Origin of the sequence: Massilia sp. KIM (assembly GCF_002007115.1) — a bacterium.
Taxonomy (GTDB): Bacteria; Pseudomonadota; Gammaproteobacteria; order Burkholderiales; family Burkholderiaceae_D; genus Telluria.
The window spans coordinates 425742-447543 of record NZ_MVAD01000003.1 but is presented as its reverse complement, the minus strand read 5'-3'; the positions used below and the strand labels follow the sequence as shown (position 1 = coordinate 447543).

Sequence of the window (21802 nt, the reverse complement as noted above, 5' to 3'; positions counted from 1 at the left end):
CAGCGGCAGCAAGGCAGTACAGCAGCATCGTAACACAGCAGTTTGCTTGTCCTTTTCATCTGGCGCGAAAGTTCGAGGCTTCAGGCCTTGCGTGTGGCGGACCCGTCCCACCACTGGCAAATCCTGAATTCTCATCCTTTCTGTCACTCACGGAGTGTCCATGCACTACTCATTTACTGAGAAGAAGCGCATTCGCAAGTCGTTCGCGAAGCGCGCCAACGTTCACAACGTTCCCTACCTGCTGGCTACCCAGCTGGAATCCTACGAGAACTTCCTGCAAGCTGACACCGCTCCGTCCGCACGCAAGAACGAAGGCCTGCAGTCGGCCTTCTCTTCGATCTTCCCGATCGTGTCCCACAACGGCTTTGCGCGCCTCGAATTCCTGTCCTATGTGCTGGGCGATCCCGCGTTTGACGTGAAAGAGTGCCAACAGCGTGGCCTGACCTTCGCGTCGCCGCTGCGCGCCAAGGTGCGTCTGGTGATCCTGGACAAGGAATCGCCGACCAAGCCGGTCGTCAAGGAAATGAAAGAGCAGGAAGTCTACATGGGCGAACTGCCCCTGATGACCACCAACGGCTCCTTCGTGATCAACGGCACCGAGCGCGTGATCGTCTCGCAGCTGCACCGCTCGCCGGGCGTGTTCTTCGAACACGACCGCGGCAAGACGCACTCCTCGGGCAAGCTGCTGTTCTCGGCCCGCATCATTCCTTACCGCGGCTCCTGGCTGGACTTCGAGTTCGACCCGAAGGACATCCTGTTCTTCCGCGTCGACCGTCGCCGCAAGATGCCGGTCACGATCTTGCTGAAGGCCATCGGCATGACGCCGGAGCAGATCCTGGCGAACTTCTTCGTCTTCGACAATTTCACCCTCCGCAATGAAGGCGGCGAGCTGGAGTTCGTGTCCGAACGCCTGCGCGGCGAAGTCGCGCGCTTCGACATCGTCGATCCGAAGACCGGCAAGACCATCGTCACCAAGGACAAGCGCATCAACGCCAAGCACGTGCGCGACATCGAGAACGCCGGCATCAAGACCATTTCGGTGCCGGAAGACTACCTGCTGGGCCGCGTGCTGGCGCGTAACATCGTCGACCAGGACACCGGCGAGATCATCGCCAACGCCAACGACGAGCTGACCGACGAACTGCTGGGCAAGCTGCGCGACGCCAACGTCACCGACATCCAGACGCTCTACACGAACGACCTGGACCAGGGCGCCTACATCTCGCAGACCCTGCGCACCGACGACACCGCCGACCAGACCGCCGCCCGCGTGGCGATCTACCGCATGATGCGTCCTGGCGAACCGCCGACCGAAGAATCGGTGGAAGCCCTGTTCAACGGCCTGTTCTACAGCGCCGAGCGCTACGACCTGTCGGCCGTGGGCCGCATGAAGTTCAACCGCCGCATCGGCCGTGACGAACTGACCGGCGACATGACCCTGTCGAACGACGACATCCTGGCCGTGATCAAGATCCTGGTCGAGCTGCGCAATGGCCGCGGCGAAGTCGACGACATCGACCACCTGGGCAACCGCCGCGTGCGCTGCGTGGGCGAACTGGCCGAAAACCAGTTCCGCGCCGGCCTGGTGCGCGTCGAGCGCGCCGTCAAGGAACGCCTCGGCCAGGCCGAAGCGGACAACCTGATGCCGCACGACCTGATCAACAGCAAGCCGATCTCGGCCGCGATCCGCGAGTTCTTCGGTTCGTCCCAGCTGTCGCAGTTCATGGACCAGACCAACCCGCTGTCGGAAGTCACCCACAAGCGCCGCGTCTCGGCCCTGGGCCCGGGCGGCCTGACCCGCGAACGCGCCGGCTTCGAGGTGCGCGACGTGCACCCGACCCACTACGGCCGCGTGTGCCCGATCGAAACGCCGGAAGGCCCGAACATCGGCCTGATCAACTCGCTGGCACTGTATGCCCGCCTGAACGAATACGGCTTCCTGGAAACCCCGTACCGCAAGGTCGAGGGTTCGAAGGTCACCGACAAGATCGAATACCTGTCGGCGATCGAAGAAGGCCGCTACATCATCGCCCAGGCGAACGCCAAGATCAACGACGAAGGTCAGCTGATCGACGAACTGGTCTCGGCCCGTGAAGCCGGCGAAACCATCCTGGTCTCGCCGGAACGCATCCAGTACATGGACGTGGCCCCGGGCCAGATCGTGTCGGTCGCGGCTTCGCTGATTCCGTTCCTCGAGCACGACGACGCGAACCGTGCACTGATGGGCGCCAACATGCAGCGCCAGGCCGTGCCTTGCCTGCGTCCGGAGAAAGCCTTCGTCGGCACCGGCATCGAGCGCACCGTGGCGGTCGACTCGGGCACCACCGTGCAGGCCCTGCGCGGCGGCGTGGTCGACTACATCGACGCCGGCCGTGTGGTGATCCGCGTGAACGACGACGAAGCGCAGGCTGGCGAAGTCGGCGTGGACATCTACAACCTGATCAAGTACACCCGTTCCAACCAGAACACCAACATCAACCAGCGTCCGATCGTGCAGGTGGGTGACCGTGTCGCCCGTGGCGACGTGATCGCCGACGGCGCATCGACCGACCTGGGCGAACTGGCCCTGGGCCAGAACATGCTGGTGGCCTTCATGCCGTGGAACGGCCTGAACTTCGAGGACTCGATCCTGATCTCGGAAAACGTCGTGAAGGACGACCGCTACACCTCGATCCACATCGAGGAACTGTCGGTGGTCGCACGCGACACCAAGCTGGGCGCGGAAGAAATCACCCGCGACATCTCGAACCTGGCCGAGAACCAGCTGGCGCGCCTGGATGAATCGGGCATCGTCTACATCGGCGCCGAAGTGCAGGCTGGCGACGTGCTGGTCGGTAAGGTCACCCCGAAGGGCGAGACCCAGCTGACGCCGGAAGAGAAGCTGCTGCGCGCGATCTTCGGCGAAAAGGCTTCGGACGTGAAAGACACCTCGCTGCGCGTGCCTTCGGGCATGGTCGGCACCGTGATCGATGTGCAAGTCTTCACCCGCGAAGGCATCCAGCGCGACAAGCGCGCCCAGCAGATCATCGACGACGAGCTGAAGCGCTTCCGCCTGGACCTGAACGACCAGATGCGTATCGTGGAAGGCGACGCCTTCCAGCGTCTGGAGCGCATGCTGATCGGTAAAGTCGTGAACGGCGGGCCGAAGAAGCTGGCCAAGGGCGCGACCATCACCGCCGAGTACCTGGCGGACCTGGACAAGTTCCACTGGTTCGACATCCGTCCGGCCGACGACGAGACCGCCAACGCACTGGAAGCGATCAAGGAGTCGATCAACGAGAAGCGCCACCAGTTCGACCTGGCCTTCGAAGAGAAGCGCAAGAAGCTGACCCAGGGCGACGAGCTGCAGCCTGGCGTGCAGAAGATGGTCAAAGTCTACCTGGCCGTCAAGCGCCGCCTGCAGTCGGGCGACAAGATGGCAGGCCGCCACGGTAACAAGGGTGTGGTCTCGCGCATCGTGCCGGTGGAAGACATGCCGTTCATGGCCGATGGTACCCCGGCCGACGTCGTGCTGAACCCGCTGGGCGTGCCCTCGCGTATGAACGTCGGCCAGATCCTGGAAACCCACCTGGGCTGGGCAGCCAAGGGCCTGGGCCTGCGCATCGGCGACATGCTGAAGGCGCAAGCCAAGGCCGAAGAACTGCGCGGCTTCCTGGGCAAGATCTACAACGAAACCGGCCGCAAGGAAGACCTGGACAGCTTCAGCGATGAAGAGATCCTGACCCTGGCGAACAACCTCAAGAACGGCGTGCCGTTCGCGACCCCGGTGTTCGACGGCGCCCACGAAGAGGAAATCCGCCGCATGCTGGACCTGGCTTTCCCGGACGAGATCGCCAGCCACCTGGGCATGACCCCGTCGAAGAACCAGGTCACCATGTACGACGGCCGCACCGGCGAAGCCTTCGAGCGCAAGGTCACCGTGGGCTACATGCACATGCTGAAGCTGCACCACCTGGTGGACGACAAGATGCACGCCCGCTCGACCGGTCCGTACTCGCTGGTGACCCAGCAGCCGCTGGGCGGCAAGGCCCAGTTCGGTGGCCAGCGCTTCGGTGAGATGGAAGTGTGGGCACTGGAAGCCTACGGCGCGTCCTACGTGCTGCAGGAAATGCTGACTGTGAAGTCGGACGACGTGAATGGCCGTACCAAGGTGTACGAGAACCTGGTCAAGGGCGACCACGTGATCGACGCCGGCATGCCGGAATCGTTCAACGTGCTGGTGAAGGAAATCCGCTCGCTGGGTATCGACATCGATCTCGAGCGCAGCTAAGCAGGGCCGGCATGGCCGCCGCCTTCGGGCATGGCCTGCTGCTCCTGAACGTCGCCCCGGCGCAGGCCGGGGCCCAAGTTCGGTGAACAGCCGACGAAATTGGATCCCGGCCTGCGCCGGGATGACGGTTTTAGGGGTAGTGGTTCAAGCAAGCACCGGCGAAAATCGGTGAGAAGCGGCGGTAGTAGTACTCAGTAAAGAATTCAATCACCTGGAGTGATACATGAAAGCACTGCTCGATCTATTCAAGCAAGTTCAGCAAAACGAGAGCTTCGACGCCATCAAGATCGGCCTCGCCTCGCCTGAGAAAATCCGTTCGTGGTCCTACGGCGAAGTCAAGAAGCCGGAAACCATCAACTACCGTACGTTCAAGCCGGAACGTGACGGCCTGTTCTGCGCCAAGATCTTTGGCCCGATCAAGGACTATGAGTGCCTGTGCGGCAAGTACAAGCGCCTGAAGCACCGCGGCGTGATCTGCGAGAAGTGCGGCGTGGAAGTGACCCTGGCCAAGGTGCGCCGTGAGCGCATGGGCCACATCGAGCTGGCCTCGCCGGTCGCGCACATCTGGTTCCTGAAGTCGCTGCCGTCGCGTCTGGGCATGGTCCTGGACATGACCCTGCGCGACATCGAGCGCGTGCTCTACTTCGAAGCATACGTCGTGACCGATCCCGGCATGACCCCGCTGAAGAAGTGCCAGATCATGTCGGAAGACGACTACGCCGCCAAATACGAAGAGTACGGCGACGACTTCACCGCATTCATGGGCGCCGAAGGCATCCGTGAACTGCTGCGCTCGATCGACATCAACCGCGAAGCGGAATCGCTGCGCGTCGAGCTGAAAGAGTCGAAGTCGGAAGCGAAGATCAAGAAATACGCCAAGCGCCTGAAGGTGCTCGAGGCATTCCAGCGCTCGGGCATCAAGCCCGAGTGGATGATCATGGAAGTGCTCCCGGTTCTGCCGCCGGAGCTGCGTCCGCTCGTCCCGCTGGATGGCGGCCGTTTCGCCACCTCGGACCTGAACGACCTGTACCGCCGCGTCATCAACCGTAATAACCGTCTGAAGCGCCTGATGGAACTGCGCGCTCCGGAAATCATTACGCGTAACGAAAAGCGCATGCTGCAGGAAGCGGTTGACTCGCTGCTGGACAACGGCCGTCGCGGCAAGGCGATGACCGGCGCCAACAAGCGTCCGCTGAAGTCGCTGGCTGAAATGATCAAGGGTAAGGGCGGCCGTTTCCGTCAGAACCTGCTGGGCAAGCGCGTCGACTACTCGGGCCGTTCGGTCATCGTGGTCGGTCCGCAGCTGAAACTGCACCAGTGCGGCCTGCCGAAGCTGATGGCCCTGGAACTGTTCAAGCCCTTCATCTTCAACAAGCTGGAACTGATGGGTCTGGCGACCACGATCAAGGCCGCCAAGAAGCTGGTCGAACAGCAGGAGCCGGTGGTCTGGGACATCCTGGAAGAGGTCATCAAAGAGCACCCGGTGATGCTGAACCGTGCGCCGACCCTGCACCGTCTCGGTATCCAGGCATTCGAGCCGGTCCTGATCGAAGGCAAGGCGATCCAGCTGCACCCGCTGGTCTGCGCGGCGTTCAACGCCGACTTCGACGGCGACCAGATGGCAGTCCACGTGCCGCTGTCGATCGAAGCCCAGATGGAAGCCCGCACCCTGATGCTGGCTTCGAACAACATCCTGTTCCCGTCGAACGGCGAACCGTCGATCGTGCCGTCCCAGGATATCGTGCTGGGTCTGTACTACGCGACCCGCGAGGCGATCAACGCCAAGGGCGAAGGCATGATGTTCCCGGACGTGTCGGAAGTCATCCGCGCGTACGACAACAAGGAAGTCGAGCTGGCGACCCGCATCACGGTGCGTATCGTCGAGTTCCCGAAGAACCAGGAAACCGGTGAATTCGAGCAGACCCTGACCCGCTACGAGACCACGGTCGGCCGTGCGATCCTGTCCGAGATCCTGCCGAAAGGCCTGCCGTTCTCGGTGCTGAACCGCGCGCTGAAGAAGAAAGAGATCTCGAAGCTGATCAACACGTCGTTCCGCAAGTGCGGCCTGCGTGCGACCGTCGTGTTCGCCGACAAGCTGATGCAATCGGGCTTCCGCCTGGCGACCCGCGCCGGCATCTCGATCGCCGTCGACGACATGCTGATCCCGGACGTCAAGAAGACCATGATCGCGACCGCCGAAGCGGAAGTGAAGCAGATCGAGCAGCAGTACGCCTCGGGTCTGGTCACCGCCGGCGAGCGTTACAACAAGGTCGTCGACATCTGGGGCAAGACCTCGGACGAAGTCGGCAAGGCGATGATGGACCAGCTGAAAGTGGAGCCGGTCACCAAGCGCGACGGCACCGAAGGCACCCAGGAATCGTTCAACGCGATTTACATGATGGCCGACTCGGGCGCCCGTGGTTCGGCAGCCCAGATCCGCCAGCTGGCCGGTATGCGAGGCCTGATGGCCAAGCCGGACGGTTCGATTATCGAAACGCCGATTACCGCGAACTTCCGCGAAGGCCTGAACGTGCTGCAGTACTTCATCTCGACGCACGGCGCCCGTAAGGGTCTGGCCGACACCGCGCTGAAGACCGCGAACTCGGGTTACCTGACCCGCCGTCTGGTGGACGTGACCCAGGACCTGGTGGTGACCGAAGACGATTGCGGCACCAGCAACGGCACCCACATGAAGGCGCTGGTCGAAGGTGGTGAAGTGATCGAAGCCCTGCGCGACCGTATCCTCGGCCGCGTGGCTGGCACCGACATCGTCAACCCGGAAACCCAGGAAACCCTGTACGAAGCCGGCACCCTGCTGGACGAAGACATGGTCGAAGAGATCGAGCGCGTCGGCATCGACGAAGTCAAGGTCCGCACGCCGCTGAACTGCGACACCCGTTACGGTCTGTGCGCCAAGTGCTACGGCCGCGACCTGGGCCGCGGCCTGCTGGTGAACACCGGCGAAGCGGTGGGTGTGGTGGCAGCACAGTCGATCGGTGAGCCGGGTACCCAGCTGACCATGCGTACCTTCCACATCGGTGGTGCGGCATCGCGCGCAGCGGTGGCCTCGTCGGTGGAAGCCAAGTCGAACGGCACCGTCCGCTTCACCGCGGCGATGCGTTACGTCACCAACGGCAAGGGCGCCCAGATCGTCATTTCGCGTTCGGGCGAAGTGCTGATCACGGACGACCACGGCCGCGAGCGTGAGCGTCACAAGGTGCCGTACGGCGCGACCCTGAACGTGCAGGATGGCCTGGCTGTCAAGGCCGGCACCGCCCTGGCGACCTGGGATCCGCTGACCCGTCCGATCATTACCGAGTACGCGGGCACGATCAAGTTCGAAAACGTGGAAGAGGGCGTCACCGTCGCTCGCCAGGTGGACGAAGTGACCGGCCTGTCGACCCTGGTCGCGATCGATCCGAAGCGCCGTGGTTCGGGCAAGGTCCTGCGTCCGCAGGTCAAGCTGCTGAACGACGAAGGCCAGGAAGTGAAGATCGCCGGCACCGAGCACGCCGTGACGATCGGCTTCCAGGTCGGCGCGCTGATCATGGTGAAGGACGGTCAGCAGGTCTCGGTGGGTGAAGTGCTGGCACGTATCCCGACCGAATCGCAGAAGACCCGTGACATTACCGGTGGTCTGCCGCGCGTGGCCGAACTGTTCGAAGCACGTTCGCCGAAGGACGCGGGCATGCTGGCGGAAGTCACCGGTACTGTGGCCTTCGGTAAGGAAACCAAGGGCAAGCAGCGTCTGGAAATCACCGACATGGACGGCAACAAGCACGAGTTCCTGATCACCAAGGACAAGCAAGTGCTGGTGCACGACGGCCAGGTGGTGAACAAGGGCGAGATGATCGTGGACGGCCCGGCCGATCCGCAGGACATCCTGCGCCTGCTGGGTATCGAAGCGCTGGCCCGCTACATCGTGGACGAGGTGCAGGACGTGTACCGTCTGCAGGGTGTGAAGATCAACGACAAGCACATCGAGGTGATCGTTCGCCAGATGCTGCGTCGTGTCCAGATCACCGATGCCGGCGACACCGACTACATCGTCGGCGAGCAGGTCGAGCGTTCGGAACTGCTGGAAGAAAACGATCGCGTGACCGCTGCCAACAAGCTGCCGGCGCAGTACGAAAACGTGCTGCTGGGTATTACCAAGGCATCGCTGTCGACCGATTCGTTCATCTCGGCGGCATCGTTCCAGGAAACCACCCGCGTGCTGACCGAAGCCGCGATCATGGGCAAGCGCGACGGTCTGCGCGGCCTGAAGGAAAACGTGATCGTCGGCCGCCTGATCCCGGGCGGTACCGGTCTGGCATTCCACCGCGCCCGCAAGGAGAAGGAAGTGTGGGAAGCGGAAGAGCGCCAGGCGCTGCTGCAGCAGGAGAAGGCCAACATGGCTGCCGAGCTGCAGGCGATGGAAGACCAGCAGAATGCTGCGGCCTCGGTCGAACAGCATCACGGCGACGGCGAGTAATCTGCCTCGTTGCTAACGGAAACGGCGCCCTCGGGCGCCGTTTTTTTTTGCGCCAACAGCGCGCAGCGTTTCAAGCTGCGCGGCGCTTGTGCCACACATAGCCGAGCAGCAGTCCGCACAAGGCAATGAAGAGGGATGCGTAGGCTTGCCAATAATAGACGGCGCCTTGTTCTCGCAGCAGATGAGGCCCCACGTCCGGCGAGTGGATTTCCAGGAACAGGCTGGTGAACCACAGCGCGGCAGGCAGGAAGGCCAATAAGCCCAACCAGGGCTTGAACCGCGCTGTCACCAGGCATAACAGTGCTGCCGCTATGCCGATACACCAGAAGAGGGAGCTTGCGGGCTCTTTGTCGCTCACTTCCGCGAGCGCGACTTGTGGGGATACGCAAAGAGCGATGGCGGTGAGCCTTAGTACGGATCGGTGAGCGGCAGATGGCATTTTGGACGGCCTCCAGCATCCTCTTTATTGCGCGAATAATTCGCCACATTCCGCCATCGGCATTCCTCAACAAAGGCGGGCCTTCGGCACCTCAACGATGACACCGAGCAGTATCTTCTGCGGCGGGTTTGCACCCAGTGCGCACAAGCGCTTGCAGGCAAGGGCGCGTAGTGGTATCAGTCCCGGTGCCGCAGCGAAGCAAATGCCAGCAAAGGCGCCACCGCAGCCAGGCTCAATAACGCGCCCGCGACGTAAGCGGACCGCAGTCCGGCCTGGTCGACCAGCCAGCCGCCGCCCGCCGCTCCGGCGCCAAGGGCGAGCTGGAAGATGGTGACCGTCATGGCCGAACTGGCTTCGACCTGAGAGGGCGCCGCGCGGAACATCCACAACTGGATGCTGACCGGTATCGCGCCGAAGGCCAGCCCCCAGGCGACGACCAATACGGCCGCTGCCCAGGCATGGGCGCCGAGCACCGCGCCAGCACCCAGCGCTGCCGCCATCAGCACGGCCGCGGCCACGAAGGCGCGCCGCACGTCCCGGCCAGCGAGGCGCTCGCCGACGAAGGTGCCGGCAACACCGGCCAGTCCATAGGCCATCAGCGTCATGCCGACTCCCGTTCCCTCCATCCCGGCAACCCGCGCCAGGAAAGGCTCGAGATAGGTATAGGCCATGAAGTGTCCGCCCGCGACCAGCGCGGCGGCGGCGAGGCCGGCCAGGAGCGCGCGCTGGCCCATCAACTCCGGCAGGCTGCGCAAGGACAAGGCCGCGCTGCCGGGAAGGCGCGGCAGCAGGCGCAGTTGGGCGACGGCGGCCGCCAGCGCCAGCATGGCCACGACGCCGAAGGCGCTGCGCCAGCCGGCGCTGTTGCCAATCGCCGTGGCGAAGGGCACGCCCAGCACGGTGCCGGTCGAGATCCCCGCCAGCACGATGGCGGTCGCACGGTTTCCCTGTTCCGCCGCAACCAGCCGGCGGCCGACCGCCGCCGCGAAGGCCCAGAAGCCGCCGACGCTCAGGCCGAGCAGCACGCGGCCGGCCAGCAGCACGGCGAAGCTGCCGGCGCAGGCCGCAATCAGGTTGGCGGCGGCGATGAGCGTGGACAGCAGCAGGAGCATGGTGCGACGGTCGACGCGGCCTGCGAACAAGGCCGCCACCGGCGCGGCCAAGGCGGCCGTGAAGCCCGGAACCGTCACCATCAGGCCGGCGTGGCCTTCGGACTCGCCCATGTCGCGGGCGATGGCGCCCAGCAGGCCGATGGGCAGGAATTCGCTGGTCACCATCACGAAGGTGGCCAGTGCCACCGAGGCCACGGCCGGCCAGCCACCGGCTACCGCGCCTGTTGCCGGCCGCAGCCTCTCCACCTTCATGTTTGCGCTCCAACTTCGTCCTTCGACGCGAGCAGCACGGCGCCGCGCTTGGCCGGTCGCTGGGCATGCGCGACCGCGGCGGACACCTCATCGAGCGGATACTCGGCCGCCACCTCGAACAGCGCCGCATGGTCCCGTGCGAGCCGCAGCGCGCCCTGCAGGTCCTGCTGCCGCTGCGCAGCAGGCAGCCCGGCCCAGCGTCCGACCGACACGCCGCCAATGCGCAGGTCGCGCATCGGCAGCATCAGGGCGGGAATGCGCAGCGGCTCGCCTGTCATGTCGCCGTACATCACCAGGCTGCCGCCCGGCGCCAGGGAAAGGAACAGTTCGCTCGGCAGCGGGCCGCCGATGGCGTCCAGGACGGCGCGCAGCGGCCGGCCGTCCAGCGCGCGCTCGAAGGCCTCGCGCCAGTCCTCGCGATCGGTGGCGACGACCGGCAGGCGCGGATGCAGCGCCTTCAGTTCCTCCACGCCCGCGCCGCTGCGCACCAGGCCGATGACGGGCAGGCCGGCGTCAAGCGCCAGCGCGGCGAGCAGCTTGGCCACCGCCGATCCGGCCGCCGTGATCGCCATCGCGCCCTGCGGGCCGACGCCGGCCTCGCGCGCCGCCCGCAGCAGCATCTGCGCAGTCAGGGGGTTGACGTGCAGTTGCGCGCCGATGGCGTCCGGCACCGCATCCGGCAGGGCGGTCACGAATTCGGCCGCCACCACGGTGCGCTCGCCCCATGCGCCACGGCCCGGGAAGAAGGCGACCCGCATGCCCGGACGCAGGCGTCCCTCGGCCTGCACCGACGCGCCCACGGCCTCGACCAGGCCCATGCCTTCGAAGCCGGGACGCGCGCCGCCTTCCGGCAGCGGCGCGGTGTCGCCGGGAGCGCGATAGCGGCCGGATACGCCCAGAAGGTCGCCCGGATGCACGGGGCGCAACAGGACGCGGATCAGGACCTCGTCCGCGCCCGGCGCCGGCGGCTCGGGCACGTGGTCGACCCGCAGGACGTCTTCCGGATTGCCGTAGCGGTGATAGTGGATGCTGCGCATGGTGTTCTCCTTAGTTCACTTCGACCAGCACGAGGTCGGTATCGTCGAGGGCGCTGATGCTCAGCAGGGGTTCCTCATGGATGGCGGCGCCGTCGCGCGCCTCGAGCGCAACGCCGTTCACCATCACGCGGCCATGGGTCGGCACCAGGTAGGCGCGCTTGCCCTTGGCAAGGCGATGCTCAATGGTGCTGCCCTGGCGCAGCACGGCGCCGAGCAGGCGAGCGTCGGCGTTCACCGGCAGGGCGCCCAGGTCCTCCGGATAGCCGCTGGCCAGCACGCTGAACATGCCGCTGCGTTCGGCGCGCGGGAAGCGGCGCGTGCTCCAGGCGGGCTGCCCGCCGCTGCTGCGTGGCCGCAGCCAGATCTGGTACAGCGCGGTCGACTCGTCGCCGAGGTTGAATTCCGCGTGGCGGATGCCGCTGCCTGCGCTCATCACCTGCACGTCACCGGCCTGCACGCTGCTGCGGTTGCCCAGGCTGTCCTCGTGGGTGATGGCGCCGCGCCGCACGTAGGTGAGGATCTCGACGTCGCGGTGGCCGTGCAGCGGAAATCCCGAGTGCGGCGCGAATTCGTCGTCGTTCCAGGCGATCAGCGGGCCGATGGCGCCATGCTCGGGACGGCCCATGCCGTTGATGGCCACGTGCAGGCGGGCGTCGAGCCAGGCCAGCTTGCTGCCGCCAAGCGCGGCGTAAGGACGGTGTTCGATCATGATGGTCTCCCTGGCGCGCCGCGGACTCGCAGCCCTGGCGGCGCGCTTGCGTGGTCTCAGATCTGGGCCTGGCCGCCGTCGACGAAGAGTTCGGCGCCGTTGACGAAGCTGGAGTCGTCCGAGGCCAGGAACACGGCGGCCTTGGCGATTTCTTCCGGCTCGCCCACGCGGCCGAGCGGGATCTGCGACGCCAGGTAGTCGAGCAGGCCTTGCTGCTGGGCGGCGTCGTCGCCGGCCAATTCCACCAGGCCGGGAGTGCGGGTGGCGCCCGGGCTGATGGTGTTGACGCGGATGGCGCGGTCCTTCAGGTCCAGGATCCAGTTGCGGGCGAAGGCGCGCACTGCCGCCTTGCTGGCGGCGTAGACGCTGAAGGCCGGGGTGCCGCTGCTGGCTGCGGTCGACCCGGTCAGGATCACCGAGGCGCCCTGGGACAGCAGGGGCAGGGCTTTCTGCACCGTGAACAGGGTGCCCTTGACGTTGCGGCCGAAGGTGTCGTCGAACTGCTCTTCGGTGATCTGGCCGATCGGGAGCATCGAACCGCCGCCCGCATTGGCGTACAGGACGTCGAGACGACCGAAGCGGGCGCGGATCTCGTCGTACAGGCCGTCCAGCGCGTTCAGGTCGCCCGAGTCGACGCGCAGGCCGACGGCGTCGTGGCCGATGGCGGCCACCGCGGCGTCGAGTTCCGCCTGGCGGCGGCCGGTGATGATGACTTGCGCGCCTTCGAGGGCGAAGCGTTTGGCGGCCGCCAGGCCGATGCCGCTGGTGGCGCCGGTGATCAGGGCGATTTTGTTGTCGAGTTTGCGGTTCATGATGAGCTCCTTGGCTTGGGTTGTCGGTTCGTAGCGGGCTGTGTGCTTGCCCGATGTGATGCATCGTACCGAGGAGCTTGGTGGTTTTAAAATAGCAAGGAACGCAAACCATCATTGCAAATTTGGAGGGTATCAAGGCGATGGCGACACTGCCCGACTTCGAAGGACTGGCGATGTTCGCCAAGGTGGCCGAGGAACGTTCCTTCGCCGGCGCCGCGCGCGCGCTCGACGTGTCGGTGGCGACCGTGTCGCGCGCCGTGGCGCGGCTGGAGGAAAGGCTGGGCGCGCGCCTGCTGAACCGCACATCGCGCCAACTGGCCCTGACCGAGTTCGGCCACAGCATGGCCGAGAACGCGCGCAATCTGGTGCTGCAAGCGGAGCAGGCCGAGGGCGCGGCCCGCGAGATGGCGGCGCGGCCGCGCGGCCTGATCCGGCTGGCGGCGCCGATGTCCTTCGGCCTGCGCTGGGTGGCGCCGCTGATGCCCGCCTTCTTTCGCGCCTATCCGGAAGTCTCGGTCGATCTGCACCTGAGCGACGCCAAGGTCGACATCGTGGGGCAGGGCTTCGATGCCGCGCTGCGCATCGCGGTGCTGCCCGATTCCTCGCTGGTGGCGCGCCGCCTGTGCGCGGTGTCGCCGGTGGTGGTGGCTTCGCCCGGCTACCTGGAGCAGCACGGCACGCCCGCGCATCCTTCCGAGCTCGCGGGGCATGCCTGCCTGGGCTATGCCTACCGCGCGCGCAGCGACGTCTGGCGCTTCACCAATGCCGCCGGCGAGGAGGTGAACGTCAAGCCCGAAGGGCCGCTGCGAGTGACCAATGCGGACGCCTTGCTGCCCACCGTGCTGGCCGGCCTGGCGATCGCCGAATTCCCCGAGTTCATCGCGGCCGACCAGATCCGCGACGGCAGCCTGGTGCCGATCCTGAAGGACTGGACACTGCCGCGCGGCGGCCTGTACTTCGTCACGCCCTCGGCCCGCACCCGGCCGGCCAAGGTGGACGCGCTGCTGCAGTTCTTCGTGCGCCACCTGAGCGAGCCCGAATGGCAGGTGGTGGACTGGTGATTATCCTTGTGAGTGGATGGTGATTCCACAATAGGAAGCTGCGCCGATCTCCGCCATTCATCCAGTTTACAAGGCGATGTAATCCAGTATACTGGATGAATGACCATCAATGCACTGATCGCCCAACGCATCCGCCAGCTCCGCGACGAGCAGGACTTGTCCCTCGCCGCCCTCGCCGAGCGCAGCGGCGTCAGCCGCTCCAACATCTCCCTGATCGAGCGCGGCGAGAGCAGCGCCACCGCCACCGTGCTCGACAAGCTGAGCGCCGCCCTCGGCGTGACGGTCGCCTCGCTGTTCGAGCAGCCGGCGGCAAGCCCGAACCCGCTTTCACGCGCGGCAGAGCAGCAAAGCTGGACCGACCCCGGCTCCGGCTACGTACGCCGCAATCTCTCGCCCCCAGCCGGCTCGCCGATCCAGCTGGTCGAGGTCAGCTTCCCGCCCGGCCAGCGCGTCGCCTACGAAACCGGCTCGCGCGAGGCGGAGGTGCACCAGCAGGTCTGGCTGATCGAGGGCAGCATGGAGATCACGCTGGGCGACACCCGCTGGACCCTGGCCCCCGGCGACTGCCTTGCCATGCGCCTCGACCAGCCCACCGCCTTCCACAACCCCGGCCCCAGGCCCGCGCGCTACCTGGTCGCACTGGTCAGCCAGCCCACCAAACCGCCAAGGAGGACCGCATGACGAGCACCCTCGCAGTACGCCGTATCGAGGCCGGCGACGACAGCTGCCTCGAGGGCCTGACCGATCTGCTGCTCGACTGCGTCGAAGGCGGCGCCTCGGTCAGCTTCATGCTGCCCCTCGAGCGCGGCAAGGCGCGCGCTTTCTGGCAGGGCGTCCTGCAAGGCGTCGCGCGCGGCGAACGCACCCTGCTGGTGGCCGAAGACGGGGAGGGCGGCATCGCCGGCAGCGTCCAGCTCTGTACCGCCATGCCCGACAACCAGCCGCACCGCGCCGACGTCGCCAAGCTGCTGGTGCGCCGCCGGGCGCGCCGCGGCGGCATCGGCCGGCAGCTGATGCTGGCGCTGGAACAGGCCGCGCGCGCGCAGGGCAAGACCGTGCTGGTGCTCGACACCGCCAGCCCGGAGGCCGAACGCCTCTACGAGCGCCTGGGCTGGCAGCGGGTCGGCGTGATCCCGAACTATGCCCTGATGCCGGACGGCGCCATGGCCGCCACCACCTACTACTACAAGCACCTGTGAGCCCCCATGAGCCTGCCCGCCCTGATCATCATCGACATGCAGAACTGCATGGCCAGCCCGGCCGCCGGCCAGCGCAACAACCCTGATGCCGAACGCAACATCGAAGCCCTGCTGGCCGCCTGGCGCAGCAAGGGCGCGCCCGTCGTCCACGTGCGCCACATCTCGCGCAGTCCGGGGTCGGGCTTCGCCCCAGGCCAGCCCGGCGCGGCCTTCCAGAGCGCCTTCCTCCCGCGCGACAGCGAGCACGTGGTCGAGAAGAACGTCCCCGACGCCTTCATCCAGTCCGGCCTCGAACGCTGGCTGCGCGTGCGCGGCATCCAGGACCTGGTCATCGTCGGCGTCAGCACCAACAACTCGGTCGAAGCCAGCGCCCGCAGCGCCGGCAACCTGGGTTTCCGCACCACCGTCGTGGCCGACGCCACCTTCGCCTTCGCCATGCGCGACTATGCCGGCGCTGCGCGCAGCGCCGACGAGGTCCACGCCATGTCGCTTGCCAACCTCGACGGCGAATACGCCGCCATCGCCGACACCCGCAGGCTGCTGAGCGAACACGGCGCCTGAGCCAGGGCCGGGTGTGGCCGGAAACCAGTATTTCACTCAGCCGTACGACCCGGCGGCGACAAGGCTGCTATGATCCGTAGTTACTTGTCGAACAACTACGCCTGCACTCCGGTAGCAAGATGACCTGGCCCTACGACGCTGCATCGGGTTTCTCCCCCCGGTCCGAGATGGAAAGGCAGATGCGCGCCTTTCCATGGGAAACGACGCCGCTCGGCCCGGTCGGCGCCTGGCCGCAGAGCCTCAAGAGCACGGTGCGCACCCTGCTCGACATGCGCCTGCCGGCCTACCTGGCCTGGGGCGAGCACTTCACGCAGTTCTTCAACGACGCCTACCTGCCCATCCTGGGGGACAAGGCGGTGGGCGCCCTCGGCAACGACGCGCGCGTGGTCTGGTCCGAGATCTGGCCCACCATCGGCCCGATGTGGGCCAAGGTGCTGCAAGGGGAGCCGGTCGGTTCCGACAACTTCGCGCTCACCATCAATCGTTTCGGCTACGACGAGACGGTCTATTTCAATTATTCGTACAGCCCGGTCTACGGCGACAGCGGCAGGCCCGAAGGCGTGCTGGTCACCTTCATCGAGACCACCAAGGCCGTGCTGGGCGAACGCCGCCACGCCTTCCAGCTCAAGCTGGCCGACACCCTGCGCCGCGAAACCGAATTCGACCCCATGCTCAAGGCGACCATCCGCCTGACCAGCGAGTACTTCCTGGGCTCGAAGGTCTCCTACGTCGAGATCGACGAGACCGCGCGCCGCTTCCAGGTGAAGGAGGAGTGGATGGATGGCGTCGCGACCGGCGGCGCCCAGGCCAGCCTGCCGCCCGGCGTGCTGTCCGAGGAGCAGTTGGACCAGCTGCGCGCCGGCCTGACCCTGTGCGTGGGCGACGTCGCCCGCGACCCGGCCTGCGCCGCCGTGGCCCCGCAATGCCTGGCGCTGGGCATCCGATCGGTGATCGTCATCCCGCTCAAGGATGGCGACCGGCTGGTCGGCGCCGGCTTCCTGTACAAGGACCACGCCTACCGCTGGACCGAGGACGAGCGCAGCCTGGCCGAAGACCTGGCGCGCCGCACCTGGGAAGCGCTGCGCCGCATCCGCGCCGAGGAAGCGCTGCGCGAGGAGACCCGGGTGCTCGAGCTGCTCAACCGCGCCGGCGGCGCGCTCGCTTCGACCCTCGACATCGACACCCTGCTGCAGAAGGTCACCGACGCCGCCACCGAACTGACCGGCGCCGAATTCGGCGCCTTCTTCTACAACGGCCGCAACGAGGAGGGCGAAGCCTACCTGCTGTACACGCTCAGCGGCGCGCCGCGCGAGGCCTTCGAGAAGCTGGGCCAGCCGCGCCCGACCACGCTGTTCGGCCCCACCTTCCGCGGCGCCGCGCCGATCCGCAGCGACGACATCACCAAGGACCCGCGCTACGGCCAGCACGGCCCGCACTTCGGCATGCCCAAGGGCCACCTGCCGGTGCGCAGCTACCTTGCCGCCTCGGTGATCTCGCGCTCGGGCGAGGTGCTGGGCGGCCTGTACTTCGGCCACTCCCAGCCCGCCATGTTCGACGAGCGCACCGAACACATCATCGCCGGCTTCGTGTCCCAGGCCGCGGTGGCGATCGACAATGCGCGCCTCTACGACCTGGCCCAGCGCTCGGCGCGCGAGCGCGAAGGCCTGCTGGCCAGCGAGCGCGCCGCGCGCGCCGAGGCCGAGCGCCACAGCAAGATGAAGGACGAGTTCCTGGCCATGCTGGCCCATGAGCTGCGCAATCCGCTGGCGCCGATCACCAACGCGGCCCAGCTGCTCGGCATGCCAAGCGTTGACGAGGGCCTGCGCGGCAAGGCCACCAGCATCATCGCGCGCCAGGTGCGCCACATGACGGAACTGGTGGACGACCTGCTGGACGTCTCGCGCGTCACCCGCGGCCTGGTCAAGCTCGAGACCGAGACCCTGGACCTGAATGGCGTGGTGCGCGCCGCCGTCGAGCAGGCGCGGCCCCACATCGAGGCCAAGTCGCACGCCCTGGCGGTCGAGACTCCCGGCGCCCCGGTGGTGGTGGCGGGCGACCGCACCCGCCTGGTGCAGGTGCTGGTCAACCTGCTCAACAACGCCGCCAAGTACACCCCGCACGGCGGACGCATCACCCTGCGCCTGGAGGCGCGTCCCGAGGACGCGCGCCTGACCGTGATCGACAACGGCAGCGGCATCGAGCCGCAACTGCTTCCCCACGTGTTCGACCTGTTCACCCAGGGCGAACGCACGCCCGACCGCTCCCAGGGCGGGCTCGGGATCGGCCTGGCGCTGGTCAAAAGCATCGTCCAGATGCACGCAGGCCAGGTCGAGGCCTACAGCGCCGGCCTAGGGGCGGGCGCTTCGGTCTCGGTGCTGCTGCCCCTGGCCGACGCCGCCGGCCTGGACGGCCCGGGCCACATCCGCCACGCGCCCGGCGTCGGCGTGCCGCGCGTGCTGACCCTGGTCGACGACAACGCCGACGCGGCCCAGTCGCTGGCAGTGCTGCTGCGCGCCCAGGGCCACACGGTGCGGGTGTTCGAGGACGCGGTGCGCACCCTGGCCTCGACCGAGCTGGCCGGCACCGAGGCCTTCATCCTCGACATCGGCCTGCCCGACATCACCGGCTACGAACTGGCGCGCCGCCTGCGCCCCGATCACCCGCAGGCCAGCTTCATCGCGCTCACCGGCTACGGCCAGGCGCGCGACCGCGACCTGTCCAGGCAGGCCGGCTTCGACCACCACCTGGTCAAGCCGGTCGAGATCCGCGCCCTGGCCGAGATCCTGGCCCAGCTCCCGATGCGCAGGGATGCGACAGAACTGACAATGCCTGTTGACAATATTGCGTTGACTCAGCAAGATTGAAATCCTGACATCGTTCTAGGTTTGCCGTGTCCCGTAAGAAGAACAGCCGTCAATGGGCGCGCCTGCGGATCCTGTGCTCCGGCGGGCTGCACCTGATGACGATCATTCCCGACGCCCTGGAGCTGGTGCGCGAGCTGATTCCCAACAGCGCGTCCCAGCTGTTCCTGCACGCCCCGCGCGCGGCGCAGGACCTGGCAGAGGCGGACGCCAAGGCGGATGCCAAGGCGGAAGCCCAGGCGCAGGCCGAAGCGAACGTGCTGGGCGTGCTGCCTCCGCCCAACGGCTATTTCTACGGCGATTGCGCCAACTACGGCGTGGCCAGTCCCCAGCAGGCGCGCGAGCGCGCCGTCCACAGGCTCGAGGTCCGTCTCGGCAACGCCGGCGCGCCCTTCGGCGCCCTGACCTTGCTGCGCGAGGAGGGGCCCGCGTTCGACCGCGACGACGAGGAAGACCTGGGCCGCGTCGCCAACTACTTCGAGTACGCGCTGCGCAACCAGGACCCCGGCATGGCGGCCCAGGCCGGCGTGGTCGAGGACGAGGCCATGCTGCTGGCCACCACCGGCGGCGACATCCTGTTCCTGAGCGATTCGGCCGGCGCGCTGCTCGACCTGCTGGCCTCGCAGGAGCAGCAGGATTTCGACCGGCGCACGCTCCCGCCTTTCTGCCTGCGCCTGGTGGAATCGGTGGTGCACGGCGAGCGCTATCCCTGGCGCCTGCCGGCCGGCACCCTCGACCTGGCCGGCGGCCTGCTGGAAGCGCGCGCCCAGTGGATGAGCGCCGGCAGCCACGACGCGATCCACAGCCGCACGGTCGGCATCTTCCTCAAGTACGTGGTCCCGATGCCGTTGCGGATCTGGCGCGCCCTCGGCAGCGTCGAGCTGTCGCCCCAGCAGATGGAGGTGGCGTTCTGGATGGGCCTGGGCGGCGGACGCGAAGCCGCCCGCTCGCGCATGGACGTCAGCGACGCGGTGCTGCGCGACTGCGTCAAGGCCGTCTACGAGAAGTTCGGCTGCACCTCCGAAGCCGGACTGCTGGCCATTTTGCGCCCCACCGTCTCGCGCCTCTGAGCCTTCCAGCGCCGGTCGGAGCAGCTCCGCCAGGCGCCGTTCTTCGCATCCAAATTCCCTTTCCCTACGTTTCTCCGGAACACCCCCCACCCATGGGGATGGTCTACACTTACTTGGCTTTTTATTATCTCGATGAATCTCTCGACGGAGGATGCAATGAACATGCGATGGATGAGTGTGCTTGTGCTGGGCGCGGCGTGCACGGTAGCCAATGCGGCCGACATGAAGGTGACGCTGAAGATGGCGACCGAGAAGGGCGACGGCGCCGAAGTCGGCACCGTCACCATCAGCGAGACCCGCTACGGCCTGGTGTTCACGCCGGCCCTGACCGGCCTGCCGCCCGGACTGCACGGCTTCCACGTGCACGAGAACGGCAGCTGCGGCGTCAACCAGAAGGACGGCAAACCGGTGCCCGCGGGCGCCGCCGGCGGCCACCTCGATCCGGCCGGCACCAAGCGCCACGGGACTCCCTGGGGCGACGGCCACCTGGGCGACCTGCCGGCCCTGACCGTCGACGACAAGGGCGCTTCCAGCAATCCGGTGCTGGCCCCGCGCCTGAAGCTGGCGGACGTCAAGGGCAAGGCCCTGATGGTCCACGCCGGCGGCGACAATCACGCCGACCACCCGTCGCCCCTGGGCGGCGGGGGAGGCCGCATCGCCTGTGGAGTGATTCAGTAAGCCATCCCTGAGCCATCAGGGATGAAAGAAAATTTCAATATAAGGGTAGTTCTGAAATGAAATTTCATCACCTGATGGCGACAGCCCTGCTGTTCGTCGCCATGGACAGCCGCGCGGCCTTGATCCACCAGTTCGAATTGAACGGCAACCTGAACGACCGGCTCGGCGGCGACGCGCTGCTCGGCCTGGGCGGGGCCTGGGACGACGGCGCTTACCGTTTCGGCGCGAACAAGGGCCTGGGCCTGACGACCAAGCTGGGGGCGGTCTATTCGATCGACATGTCCTTCAAGTTCGACCAGTTCTACGGCTACAACCGCATCCTGGATTTCAAGGACAACACCACCGACAACGGCTTCTACGCCTTCGGCGACCAGCTCGGTCTGTTTCCGACCATGAGCTCGGCCGGCGACTTGACCGCCGGAGCCTTCACGCGCGTGACGGTCACGCGCGACGCCGCCAGCAAGTTCAGGATCTACCAGGACGGCAAGCTGGTGCTGACCCTGAACGACAGCGCCGGGCACGCCAACTTCGGCGACAACCTGGCTTATTTCTTCCGCGACGACACGCGTGACAACGGCCGCGCCGAAAACCCGCCCGGCGCGGTCGACTGGATCCACATCTACAACCACGCGCTCAGCGACGCCGAGGTGCTGGCCGCCGGCCCGGTCCCGGCCGAGGTGCCTGAGCCCGGTTCGCTGGGCATGATGGCCAGCTGCCTGGGAATCCTGGGCTGGATGAGCTACCGCCGCAACAGGAAGCAGGGCAAGCGCTAAGCCTCGGTCTCATCGGCCGGCGCCGGCAGGTCCACCTGCTGCACCGGCATCTCCTGGGCCGCCACGAAAGCCTGCAGGGCGGCGCCCAGGTCCTCCACCACCTGCTTTCCCCAGGCCTTTTCCATCAGCCGGTACTGGCGCTCGATCAGGGGCGCCATCTCGTCGATCAGCCGGTTGCCGCGCGCGGCCAGCCGCACCATCACGCGGCGCTGGTCGGCCGCCATGCGCTCGCGCTCGACCAGCCCGGTTTCTTCCATTCGCGCCAGCACGCCCGCCATGCTCGGGCTGAGGATCTGGCACAGCTCGCACAGCTCGCGCGGCTCGAGCTGCTCGTGCTCGTCCAGCGCGCGCAGGATGCGCCACTGCTGCTCGGTCACCCCGTAGTGGTTGAGCACCGGGCGGAAATGCGCCATCAGCGCGTCGCGCGCCTTGAGCAGCAGCTGGGGCAGGTTGTGGTTGATCCGGCGCGGCATCGATACTCCAGAAGATCGCTC

General features: G+C 66.7%; 16 protein-coding genes. 10 read left to right on the top strand and 6 right to left on the bottom strand.

All coding sequences use genetic code 11. The annotated features are described in order from the left end of the window. Positions 1 to 160 precede the first annotated feature (160 nt). Positions 161 to 4270 (top strand): DNA-directed RNA polymerase subunit beta, encoded by a 4110-nt coding sequence (rpoB, locus tag B0920_RS22245; protein WP_078034865.1) that lies wholly within the window; start codon positions 161 to 163, stop codon positions 4268 to 4270. A 223-nt stretch (positions 4271 to 4493) separates the two neighbouring features. Then, complete coding sequence (gene rpoC, locus B0920_RS22240; RefSeq protein WP_078034864.1) at positions 4494 to 8744, top strand: DNA-directed RNA polymerase subunit beta'; 4251 nt, start codon at positions 4494 to 4496, stop codon at positions 8742 to 8744. A gap of 70 nt (positions 8745 to 8814) precedes the next feature. Here the strand turns inward: rpoC and B0920_RS22235 are convergent, their stop codons facing one another. The 5 genes from B0920_RS22235 to B0920_RS22215 form a co-directional block, all read right to left on the bottom strand. Further along, positions 8815 to 9102, bottom strand: a complete 288-nt coding sequence (locus B0920_RS22235) for a hypothetical protein (protein WP_143745874.1) — start codon at positions 9100 to 9102, stop codon at positions 8815 to 8817. A gap of 257 nt (positions 9103 to 9359) precedes the next feature. Beyond that, positions 9360 to 10490, bottom strand: coding sequence for an MFS transporter (locus B0920_RS22230; protein WP_179119266.1), 1131 nt, complete (start codon positions 10488 to 10490; stop codon positions 9360 to 9362). Positions 10491 to 10543: 53 nt separating this feature from the next. After that, on the bottom strand, positions 10544 to 11584 hold the full coding sequence (locus tag B0920_RS22225) for an alcohol dehydrogenase catalytic domain-containing protein (RefSeq protein ID WP_078034861.1): 1041 nt from the start codon (positions 11582 to 11584) through the stop codon (positions 10544 to 10546). A gap of 10 nt (positions 11585 to 11594) precedes the next feature. Beyond that, on the bottom strand, positions 11595 to 12293 hold the full coding sequence (locus B0920_RS22220) for a pirin family protein (RefSeq protein ID WP_078034860.1): 699 nt from the start codon (positions 12291 to 12293) through the stop codon (positions 11595 to 11597). A gap of 56 nt (positions 12294 to 12349) precedes the next feature. Further along, entirely contained in the window at positions 12350 to 13105 is a 756-nt protein-coding gene (locus B0920_RS22215) for an SDR family oxidoreductase (RefSeq protein WP_078034859.1), read from the bottom strand. Positions 13106 to 13245: 140 nt separating this feature from the next. On the opposite strand from B0920_RS22215, the gene B0920_RS22210 reads away from it, so the two are divergent. The 8 genes from B0920_RS22210 to B0920_RS22175 all read left to right on the top strand — a co-directional run bounded on the left by B0920_RS22210 (position 13246) and on the right by B0920_RS22175 (position 21308). Further along, complete coding sequence (locus B0920_RS22210) at positions 13246 to 14166, top strand: LysR family transcriptional regulator (protein ID WP_078034949.1); 921 nt, start codon at positions 13246 to 13248, stop codon at positions 14164 to 14166. Between the two features lie 99 nt (positions 14167 to 14265). After that, complete coding sequence (locus B0920_RS22205) at positions 14266 to 14847, top strand: helix-turn-helix domain-containing protein (RefSeq protein WP_078034858.1); 582 nt, start codon at positions 14266 to 14268, stop codon at positions 14845 to 14847. Continuing rightward, on the top strand, positions 14844 to 15365 hold the full coding sequence (locus tag B0920_RS22200) for a GNAT family N-acetyltransferase (RefSeq protein ID WP_078034857.1): 522 nt from the start codon (positions 14844 to 14846) through the stop codon (positions 15363 to 15365). The genes B0920_RS22205 and B0920_RS22200 overlap by 4 nt, the downstream gene beginning before the upstream one ends. A 6-nt stretch (positions 15366 to 15371) precedes the next feature. Beyond that, positions 15372 to 15926 (top strand): cysteine hydrolase family protein, encoded by a 555-nt coding sequence (locus B0920_RS22195; protein WP_078034856.1) that lies wholly within the window; start codon positions 15372 to 15374, stop codon positions 15924 to 15926. A gap of 179 nt (positions 15927 to 16105) precedes the next feature. After that, positions 16106 to 18790: an ATP-binding protein gene (locus tag B0920_RS22190; protein ID WP_179119265.1), complete on the top strand. Its 2685-nt coding sequence runs from the start codon at positions 16106 to 16108 to the stop codon at positions 18788 to 18790. A gap of 26 nt (positions 18791 to 18816) precedes the next feature. Further along, entirely contained in the window at positions 18817 to 19857 is a 1041-nt protein-coding gene (locus B0920_RS22185; protein WP_078034854.1) for a hypothetical protein, read from the top strand. 171 nt (positions 19858 to 20028) lie between these two features. Beyond that, positions 20029 to 20535 carry a superoxide dismutase family protein gene (gene sodC, locus B0920_RS22180; protein WP_218669408.1) on the top strand — a complete coding sequence of 169 codons (507 nt, stop codon included), beginning with the start codon at positions 20029 to 20031 and terminating at the stop codon, positions 20533 to 20535. 56 nt (positions 20536 to 20591) lie between these two features. After that, positions 20592 to 21308 carry a LamG-like jellyroll fold domain-containing protein gene (locus tag B0920_RS22175; RefSeq protein WP_078034853.1) on the top strand — a complete coding sequence of 239 codons (717 nt, stop codon included), beginning with the start codon at positions 20592 to 20594 and terminating at the stop codon, positions 21306 to 21308. Here the strand turns inward: B0920_RS22175 and hpaR are convergent. Beyond that, entirely contained in the window at positions 21305 to 21781 is a 477-nt protein-coding gene (hpaR, locus tag B0920_RS22170) for a homoprotocatechuate degradation operon regulator HpaR (RefSeq protein WP_078034852.1), read from the bottom strand. The two genes, B0920_RS22175 and hpaR, sit on opposite strands and share 4 nt — an antisense overlap. Positions 21782 to 21802: the final 21 nt, after the last annotated feature.